This is a genomic window from Methanothermobacter sp. KEPCO-1, from assembly GCF_008033705.1.
Classification (GTDB): domain Archaea; phylum Methanobacteriota; class Methanobacteria; order Methanobacteriales; family Methanothermobacteraceae; genus Methanothermobacter; species Methanothermobacter marburgensis.
This window is the reverse complement of sequence record NZ_CP042937.1, coordinates 563,487-578,312: the sequence shown is the minus strand read 5'-3', so window position 1 is coordinate 578,312 and position 14,826 is coordinate 563,487. Positions and strand designations below refer to the sequence as shown.

At 49.2% G+C, this 14,826-nt stretch carries 15 protein-coding genes and 2 tRNA genes; 12 read left to right on the top strand and 5 right to left on the bottom strand.

Features of this window, described 5'->3' with window-relative positions:
- Positions 1–16 precede the first annotated feature (16 nt).
- Together FVF72_RS03135 and cbiM are read right to left on the bottom strand one after the other, a co-directional pair.
- Positions 17–328, bottom strand: coding sequence for a PDGLE domain-containing protein (locus FVF72_RS03135; protein WP_147671184.1), 312 nt, complete (start codon positions 326–328; stop codon positions 17–19).
- Entirely contained in the window at positions 325–975 is a 651-nt protein-coding gene (cbiM, locus tag FVF72_RS03130) for a cobalt transporter CbiM (protein WP_147671183.1), read from the bottom strand. The genes FVF72_RS03135 and cbiM overlap by 4 nt, the downstream gene beginning before the upstream one ends.
- A gap of 325 nt (positions 976–1,300) precedes the next feature.
- Between cbiM and cdhA the strand changes: the two genes are divergently transcribed.
- The 7 genes from cdhA to FVF72_RS03095 are packed head-to-tail and all read left to right on the top strand — an operon-like array spanning position 1,301 to position 9,361.
- Positions 1,301–3,640 carry a CO dehydrogenase/acetyl-CoA synthase complex subunit alpha gene (cdhA, locus tag FVF72_RS03125; protein WP_147671182.1) on the top strand — a complete coding sequence of 780 codons (2,340 nt, stop codon included), beginning with the start codon at positions 1,301–1,303 and terminating at the stop codon, positions 3,638–3,640.
- Positions 3,637–4,158, top strand: coding sequence for a CO dehydrogenase/acetyl-CoA synthase complex subunit epsilon (cdhB, locus tag FVF72_RS03120; protein WP_147671181.1), 522 nt, complete (start codon positions 3,637–3,639; stop codon positions 4,156–4,158). The genes cdhA and cdhB overlap by 4 nt, the downstream gene beginning before the upstream one ends.
- Before the next feature lie 18 nt (positions 4,159–4,176).
- The gene (cdhC, locus tag FVF72_RS03115; RefSeq protein WP_147671180.1) at positions 4,177–5,559 is read left to right on the top strand and encodes a CO dehydrogenase/CO-methylating acetyl-CoA synthase complex subunit beta; all 1,383 of its coding nucleotides are present in this window, start codon (positions 4,177–4,179) and stop codon (positions 5,557–5,559) included.
- Between the two features lie 17 nt (positions 5,560–5,576).
- Positions 5,577–6,323 carry an AAA family ATPase gene (locus tag FVF72_RS03110; RefSeq protein WP_147671179.1) on the top strand — a complete coding sequence of 249 codons (747 nt, stop codon included), beginning with the start codon at positions 5,577–5,579 and terminating at the stop codon, positions 6,321–6,323.
- Between the two features lie 10 nt (positions 6,324–6,333).
- Entirely contained in the window at positions 6,334–7,488 is a 1,155-nt protein-coding gene (gene cdhD, locus FVF72_RS03105; RefSeq protein ID WP_147671178.1) for a CO dehydrogenase/acetyl-CoA synthase subunit delta, read from the top strand.
- 13 nt (positions 7,489–7,501) lie between these two features.
- Positions 7,502–8,878 carry an acetyl-CoA decarbonylase/synthase complex subunit gamma gene (gene acsC / locus FVF72_RS03100; protein ID WP_147671177.1) on the top strand — a complete coding sequence of 459 codons (1,377 nt, stop codon included), beginning with the start codon at positions 7,502–7,504 and terminating at the stop codon, positions 8,876–8,878.
- Positions 8,879–8,896: 18 nt separating this feature from the next.
- Positions 8,897–9,361 carry a 4Fe-4S binding protein gene (locus FVF72_RS03095; protein WP_013295128.1) on the top strand — a complete coding sequence of 155 codons (465 nt, stop codon included), beginning with the start codon at positions 8,897–8,899 and terminating at the stop codon, positions 9,359–9,361.
- On the opposite strand, the gene FVF72_RS03090 is transcribed toward FVF72_RS03095, so the two are convergent.
- The 3 genes from FVF72_RS03090 to FVF72_RS03080 are packed head-to-tail and all read right to left on the bottom strand — an operon-like array spanning position 9,358 to position 12,027.
- Positions 9,358–10,722, bottom strand: coding sequence for a HEAT repeat domain-containing protein (locus FVF72_RS03090; RefSeq protein ID WP_147671176.1), 1,365 nt, complete (start codon positions 10,720–10,722; stop codon positions 9,358–9,360). The two genes, FVF72_RS03095 and FVF72_RS03090, sit on opposite strands and share 4 nt — an antisense overlap.
- Positions 10,710–11,867, bottom strand: a complete 1,158-nt coding sequence (locus FVF72_RS03085; RefSeq protein WP_147671175.1) for an NAD(P)/FAD-dependent oxidoreductase — start codon at positions 11,865–11,867, stop codon at positions 10,710–10,712. Before FVF72_RS03085 ends, FVF72_RS03090 begins: the two co-directional genes overlap by 13 nt.
- Complete coding sequence (locus tag FVF72_RS03080; RefSeq protein ID WP_255503782.1) at positions 11,857–12,027, bottom strand: 4Fe-4S binding protein; 171 nt, start codon at positions 12,025–12,027, stop codon at positions 11,857–11,859. The genes FVF72_RS03085 and FVF72_RS03080 overlap by 11 nt, the downstream gene beginning before the upstream one ends.
- A gap of 105 nt (positions 12,028–12,132) precedes the next feature.
- Here FVF72_RS03080 and FVF72_RS03075 point away from each other — a divergent pair.
- The 5 genes from FVF72_RS03075 (at position 12,133) to FVF72_RS03055 (ending at position 14,776) form a co-directional block, all read left to right on the top strand.
- Positions 12,133–12,215 (top strand) — tRNA-Leu (locus FVF72_RS03075).
- A gap of 35 nt (positions 12,216–12,250) precedes the next feature.
- Positions 12,251–12,323, top strand: a tRNA-Thr gene (locus FVF72_RS03070).
- Between the two features lie 25 nt (positions 12,324–12,348).
- The gene (locus FVF72_RS03065) at positions 12,349–13,146 is read left to right on the top strand and encodes a metallophosphoesterase (RefSeq protein ID WP_147671173.1); all 798 of its coding nucleotides are present in this window, start codon (positions 12,349–12,351) and stop codon (positions 13,144–13,146) included.
- Between the two features lie 114 nt (positions 13,147–13,260).
- Positions 13,261–13,875 carry a hypothetical protein gene (locus FVF72_RS03060; RefSeq protein ID WP_255503781.1) on the top strand — a complete coding sequence of 205 codons (615 nt, stop codon included), beginning with the start codon at positions 13,261–13,263 and terminating at the stop codon, positions 13,873–13,875.
- The gene (locus FVF72_RS03055) at positions 13,865–14,776 is read left to right on the top strand and encodes a phosphate uptake regulator PhoU (protein WP_147671171.1); all 912 of its coding nucleotides are present in this window, start codon (positions 13,865–13,867) and stop codon (positions 14,774–14,776) included. Before FVF72_RS03060 ends, FVF72_RS03055 begins: the two co-directional genes overlap by 11 nt.
- Positions 14,777–14,826: the final 50 nt, after the last annotated feature.

The window sequence follows — 14,826 nt, the reverse complement described above, 5'->3', positions numbered from 1 at the left end:
ATTATAAAGGAGGGGGTTATTTCCCCTCATCAGGTTCTGTTTCCCTTCTACGGAGCAGTACTCCGACGCCATAGGCGAGGCCCAGCACAATGGCAGTGCCCAGCACCATTGCTATGGAACCGCCAACCTTGCTTTCACCAAATATTGGAATGGTGTAGTCTGGCAGCGGTGATTCAACCACCGGTTCAGTTTCAGGGTTGGGCATCACCTTCTCGGCTGTGCTCTCAAGTCCGTCAGGGTTTTCGGATGCAAGGAATGGTGCCAGAATGGCTATTATGAGGGCAATCAGGATGCCCCCTGCCATGAATTTTTTATCCCGGGCATTCATTTTGATGCAACCCCCTTCTTCTCACCCCATTCACTGAACTTGAAGAGATCGGGGCGGCTGTTTTCAATTGCAAGGACAACAACCACTGTTATTGCAGCCTCGATGAGACCTATGACTGCGTGGTAGAGCCCCATCATCCAGAGTCCCTCCACAAGAGGGAAGGTGCCAGCTATCCACATCTCTATGGCGCAGGCAATGGCGGCAAGGAATATTGAGGCCCATGATGCCACGGCGACTGCAGGAATTTCACCGGCTGATCTGACTGCCCTGAACAGGTAGTAACCTGTGAATCCTCCGATTATACCCATGTTGAAGATATTCGCACCAAGCGCAGTTAGACCACCATCACCGAATATGAGTCCCTGAAGTATCAGTACAATTGAGAGTAAAAGGACAGCTGCCCATGGACTTGCAAAGACTATTGCAACGAGGGCCGCTCCAACCATGTGGCCACTGGTACCCCAGGGTATCGGTATGTTCATTGCCTGTATTGCGAATATTCCAGCTGCAAGAACTGCAAACAGGGGTATCTGTCTTTCTTTAAGATCCCTTCTTGCCCATTGCATGCTGAAGTACAGCGCTACAAGGGCAATAATCCAGTACACAAGGTACTGTGGAAATGGTATGAAACCATCCGGAATGTGCAAGCTATTCGCCTCCTTTACTTTTGTATCTAAAATCAGCAATATATCAGCACATTATATAATATAAAGCTTGATGCAATTATTACTGATTCTTGAAGTGATTTATATTGTGGTATTATTACACCCACTGATGGGGGTGGTTCTCCCACATACCCTCCATGGGTTAGGGTAATCCTGTATCAGCGGTGGCTGCGCAGGGATTCTTATTAAAAATATGTCCATCATTATGTGTTCGGCACCAATACACAAAGTTTATATATGGATTTCATAAAATGAAAAACATCATTATAAATCATTAATAATTGTCAACTGGGACTTAGTAATACTGGTGATAGATGTGGCACCTGAATCAAAAAAAGCCAAGGACCTTAAAGGGGATTTCTGGGATGCCAAGAACATCCAGATATCCATAGGAGAAATAATAACTGATGAAAAAGCTCAGGAAGAGGTTAAGGGTCCAAAACCCCGCCCCCATGTGACCGACCTGAGGTCATGGGACATGAAGCTCCTTGAAAGATACGAACCATTCTATGCACCTTTCTGTGACATGTGCTGCCTCTGCACCTACGGTAAATGTGACCTCCTCGGTAAGAAGGGAGCATGTGGTATAGACGCGGCCACACAGCAGGCACGCATAGTACTTCTCGCATGTCTCATAGGGACCGCCGCGCACGCGGGACACGCAAGGCACCTTGTGGAACACCTCATAGAGAAGCTGGGAGAGGACCATGAAATAGATCTCGGCGTGAACGTGGATATAGAGGCACCCATAACAAGGACGGTCATGGGTAGAAGACCGCGAACACTTGGCGACCTGAGGGAGGTTATGGACTACGCCGAGGAACAGACGTCCCACCTCCTCTCAGCCTGCCACACAGGACAGGAGGGCGACAGCAGGGACTTTGAATCAAAGGCATTCCACGCTGGACTCATGGATGACCTTGTAAGGGAGGTTGCTGATATCGCCCAGATCGTTGCTCTGGACCTCCCGAAGGGTGATGAGGACGCGCCCCTCGTTGAACTGGGATTCGGTACTATAGACAACACCAAACCTGTGATACTCTGCATAGGCCACAACGTCCTCCCTGGAGCGGATATAGTGGACTACGTTACCGACAGAGAGCTTGAGGACGAAATAGAGGTATGCGGTATATGCTGCGCGGCAATAGATGTTACAAGGTACAGTGAAGCCGCCAAGGTCGTGGGGCCCCTCTCAAAGCAGCTCCGATTCATAAGAAGTGGCGTTGCAGATGTGATAGTGGTGGACGAGCAGTGCGTCAGGACAGACGTGCTGGAGGAGGCCCTCAAAAACAGGTCAGCGGTGATTGCAACAACCGATAAGATGTGCCTGGGGCTTCCTGATCTGACAGATGAGGACCCCGACAGAATCGTGAACGACCTCATAAACGGTAACATAGAGGGGGCGCTTATCCTTGACCCCGAGAAGGTGGGGGAGGTGGCGGTTAAGACCGCAATGAAACTCGCGCCAATGAGAAAATCCCTCAAAAAACTGCCAGAGGTCGATGAGATAATTGAAATGGCATCAGAGTGCACTGACTGTGGGTGGTGCCAGAGGGTCTGCCCCAACAGCCTCCCCGTCATGGATGCCATTAAGAGCGCAGCTGAGGGTGATCTGAGCAAACTTGAGGAGATGGCAATTGAGGAGCTCTGCTACACCTGTGGACGCTGTGAACAGGAATGTGAAAGGGACATACCCATAGTGTCCATGGTGACAAAGGCCGGTGAAATGCGTATAAAGGAAGAAAAATACAAGATAAGGGCCGGCCGTGGCCCTGCCCAGGATGTGGAGATAAGGAGGGTTGGCGCACCCATAGTCCTCGGGGACATACCTGGTGTCATAGCCTTTGTGGGATGCTCAAACTACCCTGAGGGTGGAAAGGATGTTGCCCTCATGGCAAAGGAGTTCCTTGAGAGAAACTACATCGTGGTCACAACTGGATGCGGTGCAATGTCCATAGGAGAATACAGGGATGAGGATGGAAAGACACTCTATGAAAAATACGGTGGTCAGTTCGATGCAAAGGGACTTGTTAACATGGGCTCCTGCGTATCAAACGCCCACATATCAGGGGCCGCCATAAAGATAGCCAACATATTTGCACAGAAACCACTTGAGGGGAACTTTGAGGAGATAGCGGACTACATACTCAACCGTGTAGGGGCCTGTGGAGTTGCATGGGGCGCATACTCCCAGAAGGCGGCGGCCATTGCAACCGGTGTGAACAGGTGGGGAATACCCGTCGTCCTGGGACCCCATGGATCAAAATACCGCAGACTGTTCCTGGGAAGGGCAGATGACGAGGAGAAGTGGAAACTGAACGACCTCAGAACAGGTGAGGTCATTGATGGGGAGCCAGCGCCAGAACACCTTCTCTATGCAGCGGAGAACTGGGAGGAGGCAACGGTGATGGTGGCCAAGCTCTGCATAAGGCCAACAGACACACCCAAGGGTCGCCAGATGAAACTCAGCAACTACATAGACCTCCACAAAAAGTACTTCGGCACAATTCCAGATGACATCGACAGGTTCATAAGGACAGAAAAGGACATCCCCATAGTCTACAAGAGGGATATCATGAAGATACTGGAGGAGAAGAACTGGAAGCCAAGGAAGCTTCCAAAGGAACCCTCACTCCTTGAGAGGTGATTGGTGTGAATGACCGTATAATACCATGGCAGCCAACTGTTATAGCAGGCCCGAAACAGGCAATGCTCGTAACACCAGAAACCGCAGTTATGATGATAAAAAAGGCCAAGAGGCCACTTATGGTTGTGGGGCCCCTTGCAAAGCGCCAGCCAGTACTTGAACACACAGTTAAAATAATCAGGCACTGGGACCTTCCCGTGGTCTCCACCGCCGATACCTACAGGGTTTTGAAGGATGCGGGTGTAGAGTCAGAACCCCACGGGATAGTGGAGATAACCAACCTCCTGAAGGACCCAGACTGGGAGGGTCTCAGGGGTAAGGGCCAGCATGACCTTGTCATATTCATAGGGTGCATCTATTACATAGCATCCCAGGGCCTATCAACCCTGAAGCACTTTGCACCACATATAAGGACACTCACAATATGCAAGACATTCCACTCAAATGCAGATGCATCATTCCCCAACATGGATGATGATGAATGGTTCAGGTACCTTGAGAAGATGTATACTGACTGATGATAATGGAGGAATTCAATGTTTGAAGACATACCCGTTGATGTAAGTCCCATGCACGAGGGGGAGCGGATAAGATCAGCAAACATGTTCGTTGAACTTGCCGGGCCCAAATCCATTGGAGCCGAACTGGTCCAGGTTAAGGATAGCGTTGAGGATGGAAAGGTGGAGGTCATAGGGCCCGAGATAAGTGAAATGGAACAGGGCCAGATCTATCCATTCGCCATAAACGTGGAGATAGCAGGAAGCGAACTCGAGGAGGAACTTGAAAGTGTTATAGAGCGGAGGCTCCATGAACTCTGCAACTACGTCCAGGGTTTCATGCACCTCAACCAGAGGGACCAGATCTGGTGCCGTGTAAGCACAGAGGCAAGGGACGCAGGATTCATGCTGGAACACCTTGGAAAGGCACTGTCGGTCCTATTCAGGGAGGAGTTCCCAATAATCGAATCAATATCAGTGACAATCATGACCGATGAGGACGCTGTTAAAGAATTCCTTGAAACAGCCAGGGAAAAGTATGAGATAAGGGATTCAAGGGCAAGGGAACTCTCAGACGAGGACGTTGACGTGTTCTACGGGTGCCTCATGTGCCAGTCCTTCGCCCCAACACATGTATGCATCGTCACACCAGACCGGACAGCCCTATGTGGTGCCATAAACTGGTTTGACTGCCGTGCAGCCTACAAGATGGATCCTGACGGCCCAATATTCGAAATTCAAAAGGGGGATGTCCTTGACCCGGAGAGGGGAGAATATGAGAATGTTAACGCTGCGGTGGCAGAGAACTCGCAGGGTACAACAGAGAGGGTTTACCTCCACAGTGTGTTCGGGTATCCACACACATCATGCGGTTGCTTTGAGGCAGTGGCATTCTACATACCAGAACTGGACGGAATAGGTATCGTGAACAGGGACTTCAGGGGCGAAACCCCTCTGGGAATACCATTCTCTGCAATGGCAGGGCAGTGCTCAGGCGGAAAACAGGTTGAAGGGTTCTCAGGTCTCAGCCTTGAGTACATGCGCTCACCTAAATTCCTGCAGGCAGATGGGGGATACTCAAGGATAATCTGGATGCCAAAGGAACTCAAGGAATCTGTCATTGACTTCATCCCTGAGGACCTGAGGGATAAGATAGCCACAGAGGTGGATGCAACATCGATAAAGGAACTCAGAAGGTTCCTTAGGGAGAAGGGGCACCCTGTCCTTGAAAGGGCACCAGCAGAAGTTGAAGAAGCTGAAGTCATTGAGGAAGAGGAAACCCATGCTGAGGAGGCCCCCATCACTGAGGGAATACCTGTAATGGCGTCCCCCGAGATCAGCCTTCCAGCAGCGGGCGGATTCAGGATAATTCTCAAGAACGCAAAGATCTACGCTGAGAAGGTAATAATAAAGCGTAAATAATCAACCTGAGTGGTCATGTGATAATAGCAGTAAGTGGCAAGGGTGGAACAGGAAAGACCATGGTTTCAGCGTCACTTGTGAGGATACTCGCAGCTACAGGGGCGGATGTCCTCGCAATAGATGCTGATCCTGATTCAAACCTTCCAGAGGCCCTCGGTGTTTCCGTAAGTGGGACGGTTGGTGAGGTGAGGGAACAGCTTAAGAGGGACACAGCAGCGGGCAGAATCCCCCCATCAGCCAACAAGTGGGATATCCTTGACTACAGGATAATGGAGTCAATAACCGAGACAGATGACTTCGATCTGCTCGTCATGGGCCGCCCGGAGGGGAGCGGATGCTACTGCGCAGTTAACACCATGCTGAGGAGGATAATCGAGAATATAGCAGAGAACTATGACTACATAGTGATAGATACCGAGGCGGGCCTTGAGCACCTCAGCAGAAGGACAACCCAGAACGTTGACGTTATGATGGTTGTAACCGACCCCTCAAAGAGGGGAATTCTAACAGCAAGAAGGATACTTGAACTATCAAGGGAACTTGAGATAAGATTCAGGAAGGTGTTCCTGGTTCTTAACAGGGTCCATGAAGGGGACCTTGAGAAACTTGAAATAGACGAGGACCTTGAGGTCATAGGCGTTATACCCGAGGATCCCCTTGTTTCCAGGTATGACATGGAGGGCAGGTCGCTATATGAGCTGCCTGAAGACTCAGCAGCATTCAGGGCCATAAAAAAGGTTGCCGGGAAAATTTTAAGTCTATAGAGGTGTGTTTATGGATAAATTAACGGAACTTCTGAAATTACTTCAGAACACGGAATCCATCGAAATAAATGAGTTCAGGATGGATGTTGACGAACTTGAACTCTACCTGATGCCTGTGGTTCAGCAGGCCATCCAGAAAACAGTTGAGGTTAGGGAGGCAGTTGAGGCACTCCCTGAGGAGGAATTTGAACCACCGGTAAGGACATACCCTGGTGAGGTTGCCCAGGTGAAACTGGGCGAGGGTACAAGGAAACCTGTTTACCTTGGCGGTCAGAAGGCCCTCTACAGGTTTGAGGAACCCCAGCCAAACCCACCGGTGGTGACATTCGACGTCTTTGACATACCCATGCCGGGTCTCCCAAGGCCGATAAGGGAACATTTCAGCGACGTCATGGAGGACCCCGGCGACTGGGCCAGGAAGGCGGTAAAGGAGTATGGTGCCAACATGGTCACAATACACCTCATCGGAACAGGACCCAAGGTAATGGACAAGTCACCGAGGGAGGCTGCAAATGACATTGAGGAGGTCCTCCAGGCCGTTGATGTCCCCCTGGTAATCGGGGGCTCAGGGGACCCTGAAAAGGATCCGCTGGTTCTTGAAAAGGCTGCCGAAGCCGCCGAGGGCGAAAGGTGTCTCCTGGCATCAGCAAACCTGGACCTTGACTACAGAAAGGTTGCAAGGGCAGCCCTTGACCACAACCACGCGGTCCTATCATGGGCCATAACAGACGTCAACATGCAGAAAACCCTCAACCGTTACCTCATGAAGGAGGGCCTTAGTAGAGAGGACATAGTGATGGACCCAACGACCTGTGCACTGGGTTACGGTATAGAATTTTCAATAGACGTCATCACAAGGACAAGGCTCGCGGCCCTCAAGGGTGATGCAGACCTTCAGATGCCAATGTCCTCTGGAACAACCAACGCGTGGGGTTCAAGGGAGGCCTGGATGAAGAAGGATGAATGGGGACCCACAGACTACAGGGGCCCTCTATGGGAGATAGTAACCGGACTTACAATGATGCTCTCAGGTGTGGATATATTCATGATGCTCCACCCAACATCTGTGAGGCTTCTGCGGGAGATAGGGGAAACCTTCACAAGGGAATACATGACGACAGAAACACCTGATCTCCGGGAATGGATAACTGAACTTGAATATTGAGGAGGGGTTTAAATTGCAGGTAACTGCCATGGATGTATACCGATTACTTCCAAAAACAAACTGTGGTAAATGTGATGAGTCATCATGCATGGCCTTCGCCACAAAACTCATAGAAAAGGAACTCACACTGGATGACTGCCCGCAGCTCAGTGGGGATGAAAGACAGAAGCTCGAGGACCTCCTTGCGCCGGCTGTGAGGGAAATCACCTTCGGCCCAGAAAAGAACCCGGTGGTGGTTGGGGGTGATGAGGTCCTCTACAGGTTTGAACTCACATACTACAATCCCACAGCCCTTGTGGTTGATCTTCCAGATGACCTACCATCAGAGGAGATCATGAAGAGGGCCAGTGATATCATGAATCTGAAATTCGAGCGTACAGGTGAGGAACTGACCCTGGATGCCATCGCGCTCAGGAACAAATCAGGAAGCCCTGAAAAATTTGCGGAGGCAGCAGGGGCCCTGGCTGAACTCAACTTCCCTGTTGTTCTCTGCACCTTTGATCCAGAGGCAATGAGGGCTGCCCTCGAGGTCCTGGGGGATCAGAGGCCCCTCCTTTATGCGGCCACAAAGGACAACCTCCAGGAGATGGCTGAACTTTCCATTTCATACGGGTGCCCCATGGTGCTCTTCTCACCGGGGGACCTCGAGGAGATGAAGAACCTCACAAGAAGACTGCGGGCAATGGGCCTTACTGAAATTATCCTGGACCCCGGAACATTCACAGGTGAGGGAATAGGTGACACCATAGACAACTTTGTCATGATAAGGCGCCTTGCAGTTGAGGAAAGGGATGAGGACTTCCGCTTCCCCATCATGGGCATACCAGCACTCTCAAGGCTTTCAGGAGGGGATCCAGTTGAGGATAACATAAAGGAGGCCACTGTTGCAGCCACACTCATGAACCGCTACGCCGACATTCTTATACTCGGAGGAACAGATATCTGGGAACTTATGCCCATACTCACCCTCAGACAGGGCCTCTACACTGATCCAAGGAAGCCACAGACTGTTGATCCGGGAATATATGAGTTTGGAGACGTTGATGAGAACTCCCCTGTGATACTCACAACCAACTTCTCACTCACATACTACACAGTGGAGGGTGACCTCAAGGCAGGTGATGTTACGGCATATCTCCTTGTGCTTGACACAGAGGGAAGGGCTGTGGACGTCTCACTGGCCGGAGGACAGCTCACGGGAACCGCAGTGGCTGACCTTATAAAGGATACTGGTATAGAGGATAGGGTAAAGGATAGGGTTCTCATCATTCCTGGACTTGCGGCACCTGCAAGTGGTGAAATAGAAGACGATACAGGATGGAAGGTGCTTGTGGGGCCAAGGGATTCCTCAGGGATACCTGACTACCTTGAAAAACTGGCATCGGAGTAGAGGGGTGGTCCAGTGAAGATGCTGATGGTAATTGACCCTGCAAGGTGCAGTGGCTGCGATGACTGCATAAATGCATGCAAAAAGACCCATGGAGTTGCAAGGGTCAGGAAGGCCGACAGGATGCCTGTATTCTGTCTTCAGTGCCACCCTGAGAAGGCCCCCTGCGCAAGGATATGTCCTGTTGGCGCCATAAGGGAGGTTGATGGGGCGCTTGTGATTGATGAGGACGCATGCATACTCTGCAAGCTGTGTATGGTTGCCTGCCCCGCAGGAATGATAGTTCTTGATTCTGAAAAGAAATCAGCAGAAAAGTGTACGCTCTGTATGGATGCCGACTGTCTGCTGCCTGCATGTGTGGATGCATGTAAGGAGAATGTCCTTAAACTGGTATCTGTGGATGACCTTGCTGATCTCAGGGATCGCATGGAGTTCAGTGAGGTCCTTGAGGAGGCAATGAAGATCTACAGGGGCAAGGTTAACTAGATTTCCACGTGAAGGGTGTTTATCAACACCCTAATATATTTGTAGGACTCAGTAATGTTTTCAACTGGCCCTTTGAAGTATATGTAATATATGTAGCCCTTCTTTTTGAAGATGAATGCCACTATCCTGTATTTCTTTGTTTCACCGGTTACCATGCATCCATGTTCGCTGTCCACGGTAACGGATCCCCGCGTGATGTTAAAAAGACCCCTCATGCTCAGAACGTCAATCAAGATATCTGAAAATTCTTCAGCAGTCACTCCGACGGCTTCCTTTCTCTTAACGGATATTTTAAGCCCATGTTCCTTACATGAAGCTTTAATAAGTTTTTCACCATCCTTAACCTCCAGGAGGTCCCAGAAAATGGGGTACCTGAAGCTTATCTCCCCATTATCGAATCTCTCCAGGTATGGTTCCACATCGATCAGGTCTATCGCTGCGCGGGCCTTTCTTCTAACAAAAAGGTACGGATCATTGAGGGCCTCTATGAGTGATTCAAGGGCATCGGGGTCCCCTATAAGCCCCAGGGCCTCTGCCACCTTTCCACGAACATAGCGGTTTTTGTCCCTTTTTCTGCCTGAGACCATCCTTTTGAGGTAGGGAACAGCCCTTTTTGACCCTATCTCCCCAAGAGCTTCAACAAGGACGGCCCTTGTCTGCCATGAGGGATCAGAAAGTTTTTCAAGAAGGGGTTCAACTGCTGTTTCACCAAGATTCACAACTGCAAGGACAATCTGGCGCCGGACCTCCATGTCAGGGTCGTTGAGTTTATCAATAAGAACCCCAAGACACCTCTCATCACCCAGATTTCTGATGACCCGTGCAGCGGCCTTTCTCACAACCCATGACCTGTCGTTAAGCGCAGCCAGTGCCTGCCTGAGCCCCTTCTCAGGGTCCAGTTCTGCAAGGGTGATGAGTGCACTTTTTCTTATATCTTCAATGGGATCATTTAAATATCGTTCAACAGCATCAACTGCCCTTTTATCCCGGAACCTAGAAAGAGATTTCAGTGCACTGATTCTGACATCAATATCGGGGTCCTCAAGGGAACTTATCAACGGTTCAATCGCGCTTGGATCACCTATATTCCCCAGCGCCCTGGCTGCCGCGGCCCTAACACCCCCAAGTATAGGGTAGTCCCTCTGCCATTCCTCATATCTGAGGGTATCAATCAGCGCGGGCACTGATCTCTTATCTGCCAGTTCTTCAAGGGCAAGGGCAGCATCCAGTCTTACGGTGTAATCATCACTTTCAAGAGCCTCCATGAGACTTTGAACATCCCCCTCTTTCAGAAGCTTCTCGATGTCTAGGAATATAAAAACCCCCCCATAATGTATGCTATCCCTGATTAAAGCATACATTTGAGCATCTTTAAGATCCCGGGATAATCCCTCAGAATCTTAAGGAGTGATATTTTTGAGATGGAATTTAAATCTTTTCCCTCAAAGGATCTTATGAGTGAATCGAGTTCATCATCACTTAAACCATCAAGTACCTTCCTAAATTTAAGTGATCTCTCAAGATTTTTACCTATCCGCTCACGCCATATGCCCTCATACTTTGAGAGGAAGCCTGAATCGGTTCTCTGTGAATCAATCGCATCAGTCGCTACATCTGCGGCTATCATCGCGCACTCTGCTGCAACGTGTATACCACCACCCGTGAGGGGATCGACCTGACCAGCTGCGTCACCAACGACAAGCAGGCCGTCTGTGTACGTCTTCCTGATGGGGCCTCCAACGGGCACAGCACCAGCATTGAACTCCAGCCTGCTGCAGCCTGCCCTGGAGATGAACCTGTTAAGGTAGTGTAGCGGACCGTTATCGGAGCATCTTGTTCTCCTTATGCCCACACCAACATTCGCCCGCCCATCACCCTTTGGGAAGACCCAGAGGTAACCTGATGGAGCAAAGGTACTCCCGAAGTAGAATTCCATGGTTTCATCGTCCACATCGAAACCTGCGACCTCATACTGGGCACAGGAGCACAGTTCTCCTGGCCTGAAACGTGTATCAAGCCCAGCCATACGGCCAACACCTGACTGAATGCCGTCCGCCGCAATTACAATATCTGATTCAACCCCATGGGTTCCATCGGGACCCCTGAATTTAACACCGGAGACGGATCCATCCTGGAACATCAGATCCTTCACCCGGGAACCTGCAAGCACATCCGCCCCAGAATCAGCGGCACGCAAAGCGAGGTATTTATCAAAAATCTTTCTTTCAATGATGTAACCCTTTATAATTGGGTTTCTGGTTGTTATGCTTGCACCATATGGTCCGTTGATCGCAGCAGCATTTATCCTTGTACATGTGAACTCGGGAAGGGGCTTTATACCTGTTGATCTGAAGAAACTGTCACTCACTCCCCCGGCGCACTGTACAGGGGTCCCTATTTCAGGGTTTCCTTCGAGCATGAGGACCTGTAGACCATTTTTTGCTGCGTGGTATGCTGCTATGGAGCCTGCCACACGACCCCCGACAACAACAAGATCATACTTCATCCTCACACCCCATTGCGTCCACAGGGCAGACTGCAGCACAGGCAAGACACTCCAGACACCCATCCCCCATGAGGAGGGTGTCCTCCAGTTCCAGGGCACCTGATGGACAGACATTCACACAGGCGCCGCAGCGCATACACCTTGATGGATCGTGTTTCAATGAACCACCTACTAGATTTATGGGCACCCGGTTTAATTAATCTTAGGATATGATAATGACCACCGTTAAATTAATATATGACTTTTTACTACTATCAATTACCATGCAGGGGTGCCCGAGCGGCCAAAGGGGGAGGACTTAAGATCCTCTGGCGCAGGCCTTCGAGGGTTCGAATCCCTTCCCCTGCACTAGAGTTTTAGCTGTTCTGTAATTAAAATTGTTTGCCTTAGTGGCTCAGGTGGTAGAGCGATGCCTTGGTAAGGCATAGGTCGGGGGTTCGAATCCCCCCTAAGGCTTTTTCATTGATTTTAAGGTGTTTTAATGGAGAAGAAAATTGCTCAGATTTCGGACATACATTTCGGTGAAAAGAATTTCTCCAGCAAGCTCAGGGAGAATCTTCTGGAACAGCTTCAGGATGAAAATCCCGACCTCATAGTTGTTTCAGGTGACCTCACCACAGAGGGCTATGCCCACGAGTATGAACTTGCGGCTGAATTTGCAGATGAGCTTCGGTCAATCACATCAACATATATAATTCCCGGCAACCACGATGCAAGGAATGTTGGACTGGTGCACTTTGAGAAGATGATAGGTAAGAGGAAGTTTGTTCACCATGACTCAGAATTTGCTGTTATAGGTCTTGATTCATCTGAACCTGACATAAATGACGGTCAGATAGGGATGGATCAGCTTGAATGGCTTGCAAGGGAACTTGAAAGGGTTCCTGATCACCTATGCAAGATAGTTACGTTCCACCACCATCTGCTACCCATACCAAACACAGGACGTGAGAGGAACATACTGCTGGATTCAGGCGATCTCCTCAGACTCCTCAATTCATATGGTGTTGACTTTGTACTCAATGGACACAAGCATGTGCCCAATGTCTGGATGATTGAAAGGATGGTTACACTGAATTCAGGTACAGCCACAACAAGGAAGCTGAGGGGTGAGACCTTCCCCTCACATAACCAGCTGAGGATCGATGATGATAGGATCTCTGTTGACCTTATAAACACCGAGAATGGTTCTAAAAGGGAAATGGCCAGTTATTCTGTTAAGGTTGAGGATGAAGAATACATGATATGTTCATATGTACATCCAGAAGGCTCCCTTTAACCCCTAATTTCATTTTCATATAAAAACATTAATATATCATCACACATAATGTTCTCTAATAGAGAAAATAAATATGCATAATATGATCTTAATTTCACCATTAAGAATCTGCAGGTGACAGCGTTGACCAAGGCATTTGATATACTTATGGCCGGGATAATCTCAGGAATAGTGGCATTCACAACCTCAAAGCTGGGAGTAGGCGGAACTGTCATGGGTGCTGTTCTTGGTTCAATGCTGTATCAGCTTCTCTCCCACTACCTCAGGGAACCCCTCAAGAATGTTAAGACAGAGAGGGTTGAGAGCAGGGTGGTATTTGCAATACCCCTCATTATAATAGTTGTAATTGAGGCCATATACCTCCTTGGAAATTTCCAGTGGAAACCCCAGCATATCTTTTACCTACTTGAGGAGGCAACCGACTGGAACCTCTTCAGGTCAATAGGGGTGGGGCTCATGGTGATGGGGATCTACCCCCTCCTGCAACCTGAGACCATAAAGAAATCATATGGACATGTCCTATTACTCATGGGATTCATTGTCCTCCTGAGGGGACTTGTGGATGTTCAGTCCCCTGTGGTAATGGTTTACAGGTCGATTTTTTATGAGTTCGACGTCCTGATAACCTTGCTGGTAATAGTTACACTCCTCTACATGATCGTATCCATACTCAGGGAATCTGTTGTCATTGTAATGGAAGATGAGGTGTCTTTGGAGAATGAAAAATAAAACAAAAAATGCAACACTCAAGTCAATCATAGATGTTATACTCTATGAGAACCCATCCACACAGGATGAGATTGCAGAAAGGCTTGGAATAACAAGAAGATATGTTACCAAACTCCTCCAGCCCTTAATAAAGGAGGGTGTTGTGAGAAGGGCCTACATTGTGGATATAAAGAAATTTGAGGAATTCCCGGAGCTTTTTGGGGAGGAGGTCACGTCCAGGGAATACGCAGGAAGCTTTTTTATCAAGGAGATACTCAGGGACATGGCACAGCATGTCTGCAAGCAGCTCAGGAAGTCATTCAGGTCCCTTGAGGAATACGATGAGGACCTTGCAAATGAGGCCCTGAAGATGGACTACATAACAAACACCATGCACGAGAAGGTGAGGTCCTCTGTTGATACAGCCATAGCAATGAACCCCTACTCAGAGTTCAGCAAGACAATGGCATTCACAGAGATTGCCTATGACCTTGAAAGGATAGGTGATCACTCTGCAATAATAGCCAACTTCGCAGTTAAGGAGTCCTATGAGGTTGACTCCGCCATGATGGAGTACCTCCGGGAGATGTTCTCAATTGCCGTTGAGATGGTGAATACAGCAATGGACGCATTCCTCAACGAGAAACTTGAACTCAAGGCAAAACTCATGTCCCTTGAGGACGATATTCACAGGGTTCAGAAGAACGCCCTTAACTGTGTGGCCACACAGATGGCCGAAACACCATTTGAGGATAAGGAACGCTCAACCTACTACATATCCCTTTCAAGGGTTGTGAAGACCTTTGAGAGAATAGCGGATATTTCAATTGAGATATTCGATACTGCAGGGGAATATTACAGGAACATACCGAGAACAACAACACCTGAGCGCTTCAGGAGGCGTGAGAGGGAGGGCACGTAATTTATTTCTTTTTCTTCTCCAGCTATTCCTTTATTTTCTCTCTTCCCATT

Bases quoted from the DNA above. Each gene is read 5' to 3' on its own strand.
- FVF72_RS03135 (WP_147671184.1), bottom strand. From the start codon at position 328: ATGAATGCCCGGGATAAAAAATTCATGGCAGGGGGCATCCTGATTGCC.
- cdhC (WP_147671180.1), top strand. From the start codon at position 4,177: ATGTTTGAAGACATACCCGTTGATGTAAGTCCCATGCACGAGGGGGAG.
- cdhD (WP_147671178.1), top strand. From the start codon at position 6,334: ATGGATAAATTAACGGAACTTCTGAAATTACTTCAGAACACGGAATCC.
- FVF72_RS03095 (WP_013295128.1), top strand. From the start codon at position 8,897: ATGCTGATGGTAATTGACCCTGCAAGGTGCAGTGGCTGCGATGACTGC.
- FVF72_RS03090 (WP_147671176.1), bottom strand. From the start codon at position 10,722: ATGTATGCTTTAATCAGGGATAGCATACATTATGGGGGGGTTTTTATA.
- FVF72_RS03085 (WP_147671175.1), bottom strand. From the start codon at position 11,867: ATGAAGTATGATCTTGTTGTTGTCGGGGGTCGTGTGGCAGGCTCCATA.
- FVF72_RS03065 (WP_147671173.1), top strand. From the start codon at position 12,349: ATGGAGAAGAAAATTGCTCAGATTTCGGACATACATTTCGGTGAAAAG.
- FVF72_RS03055 (WP_147671171.1), top strand. From the start codon at position 13,865: ATGAAAAATAAAACAAAAAATGCAACACTCAAGTCAATCATAGATGTT.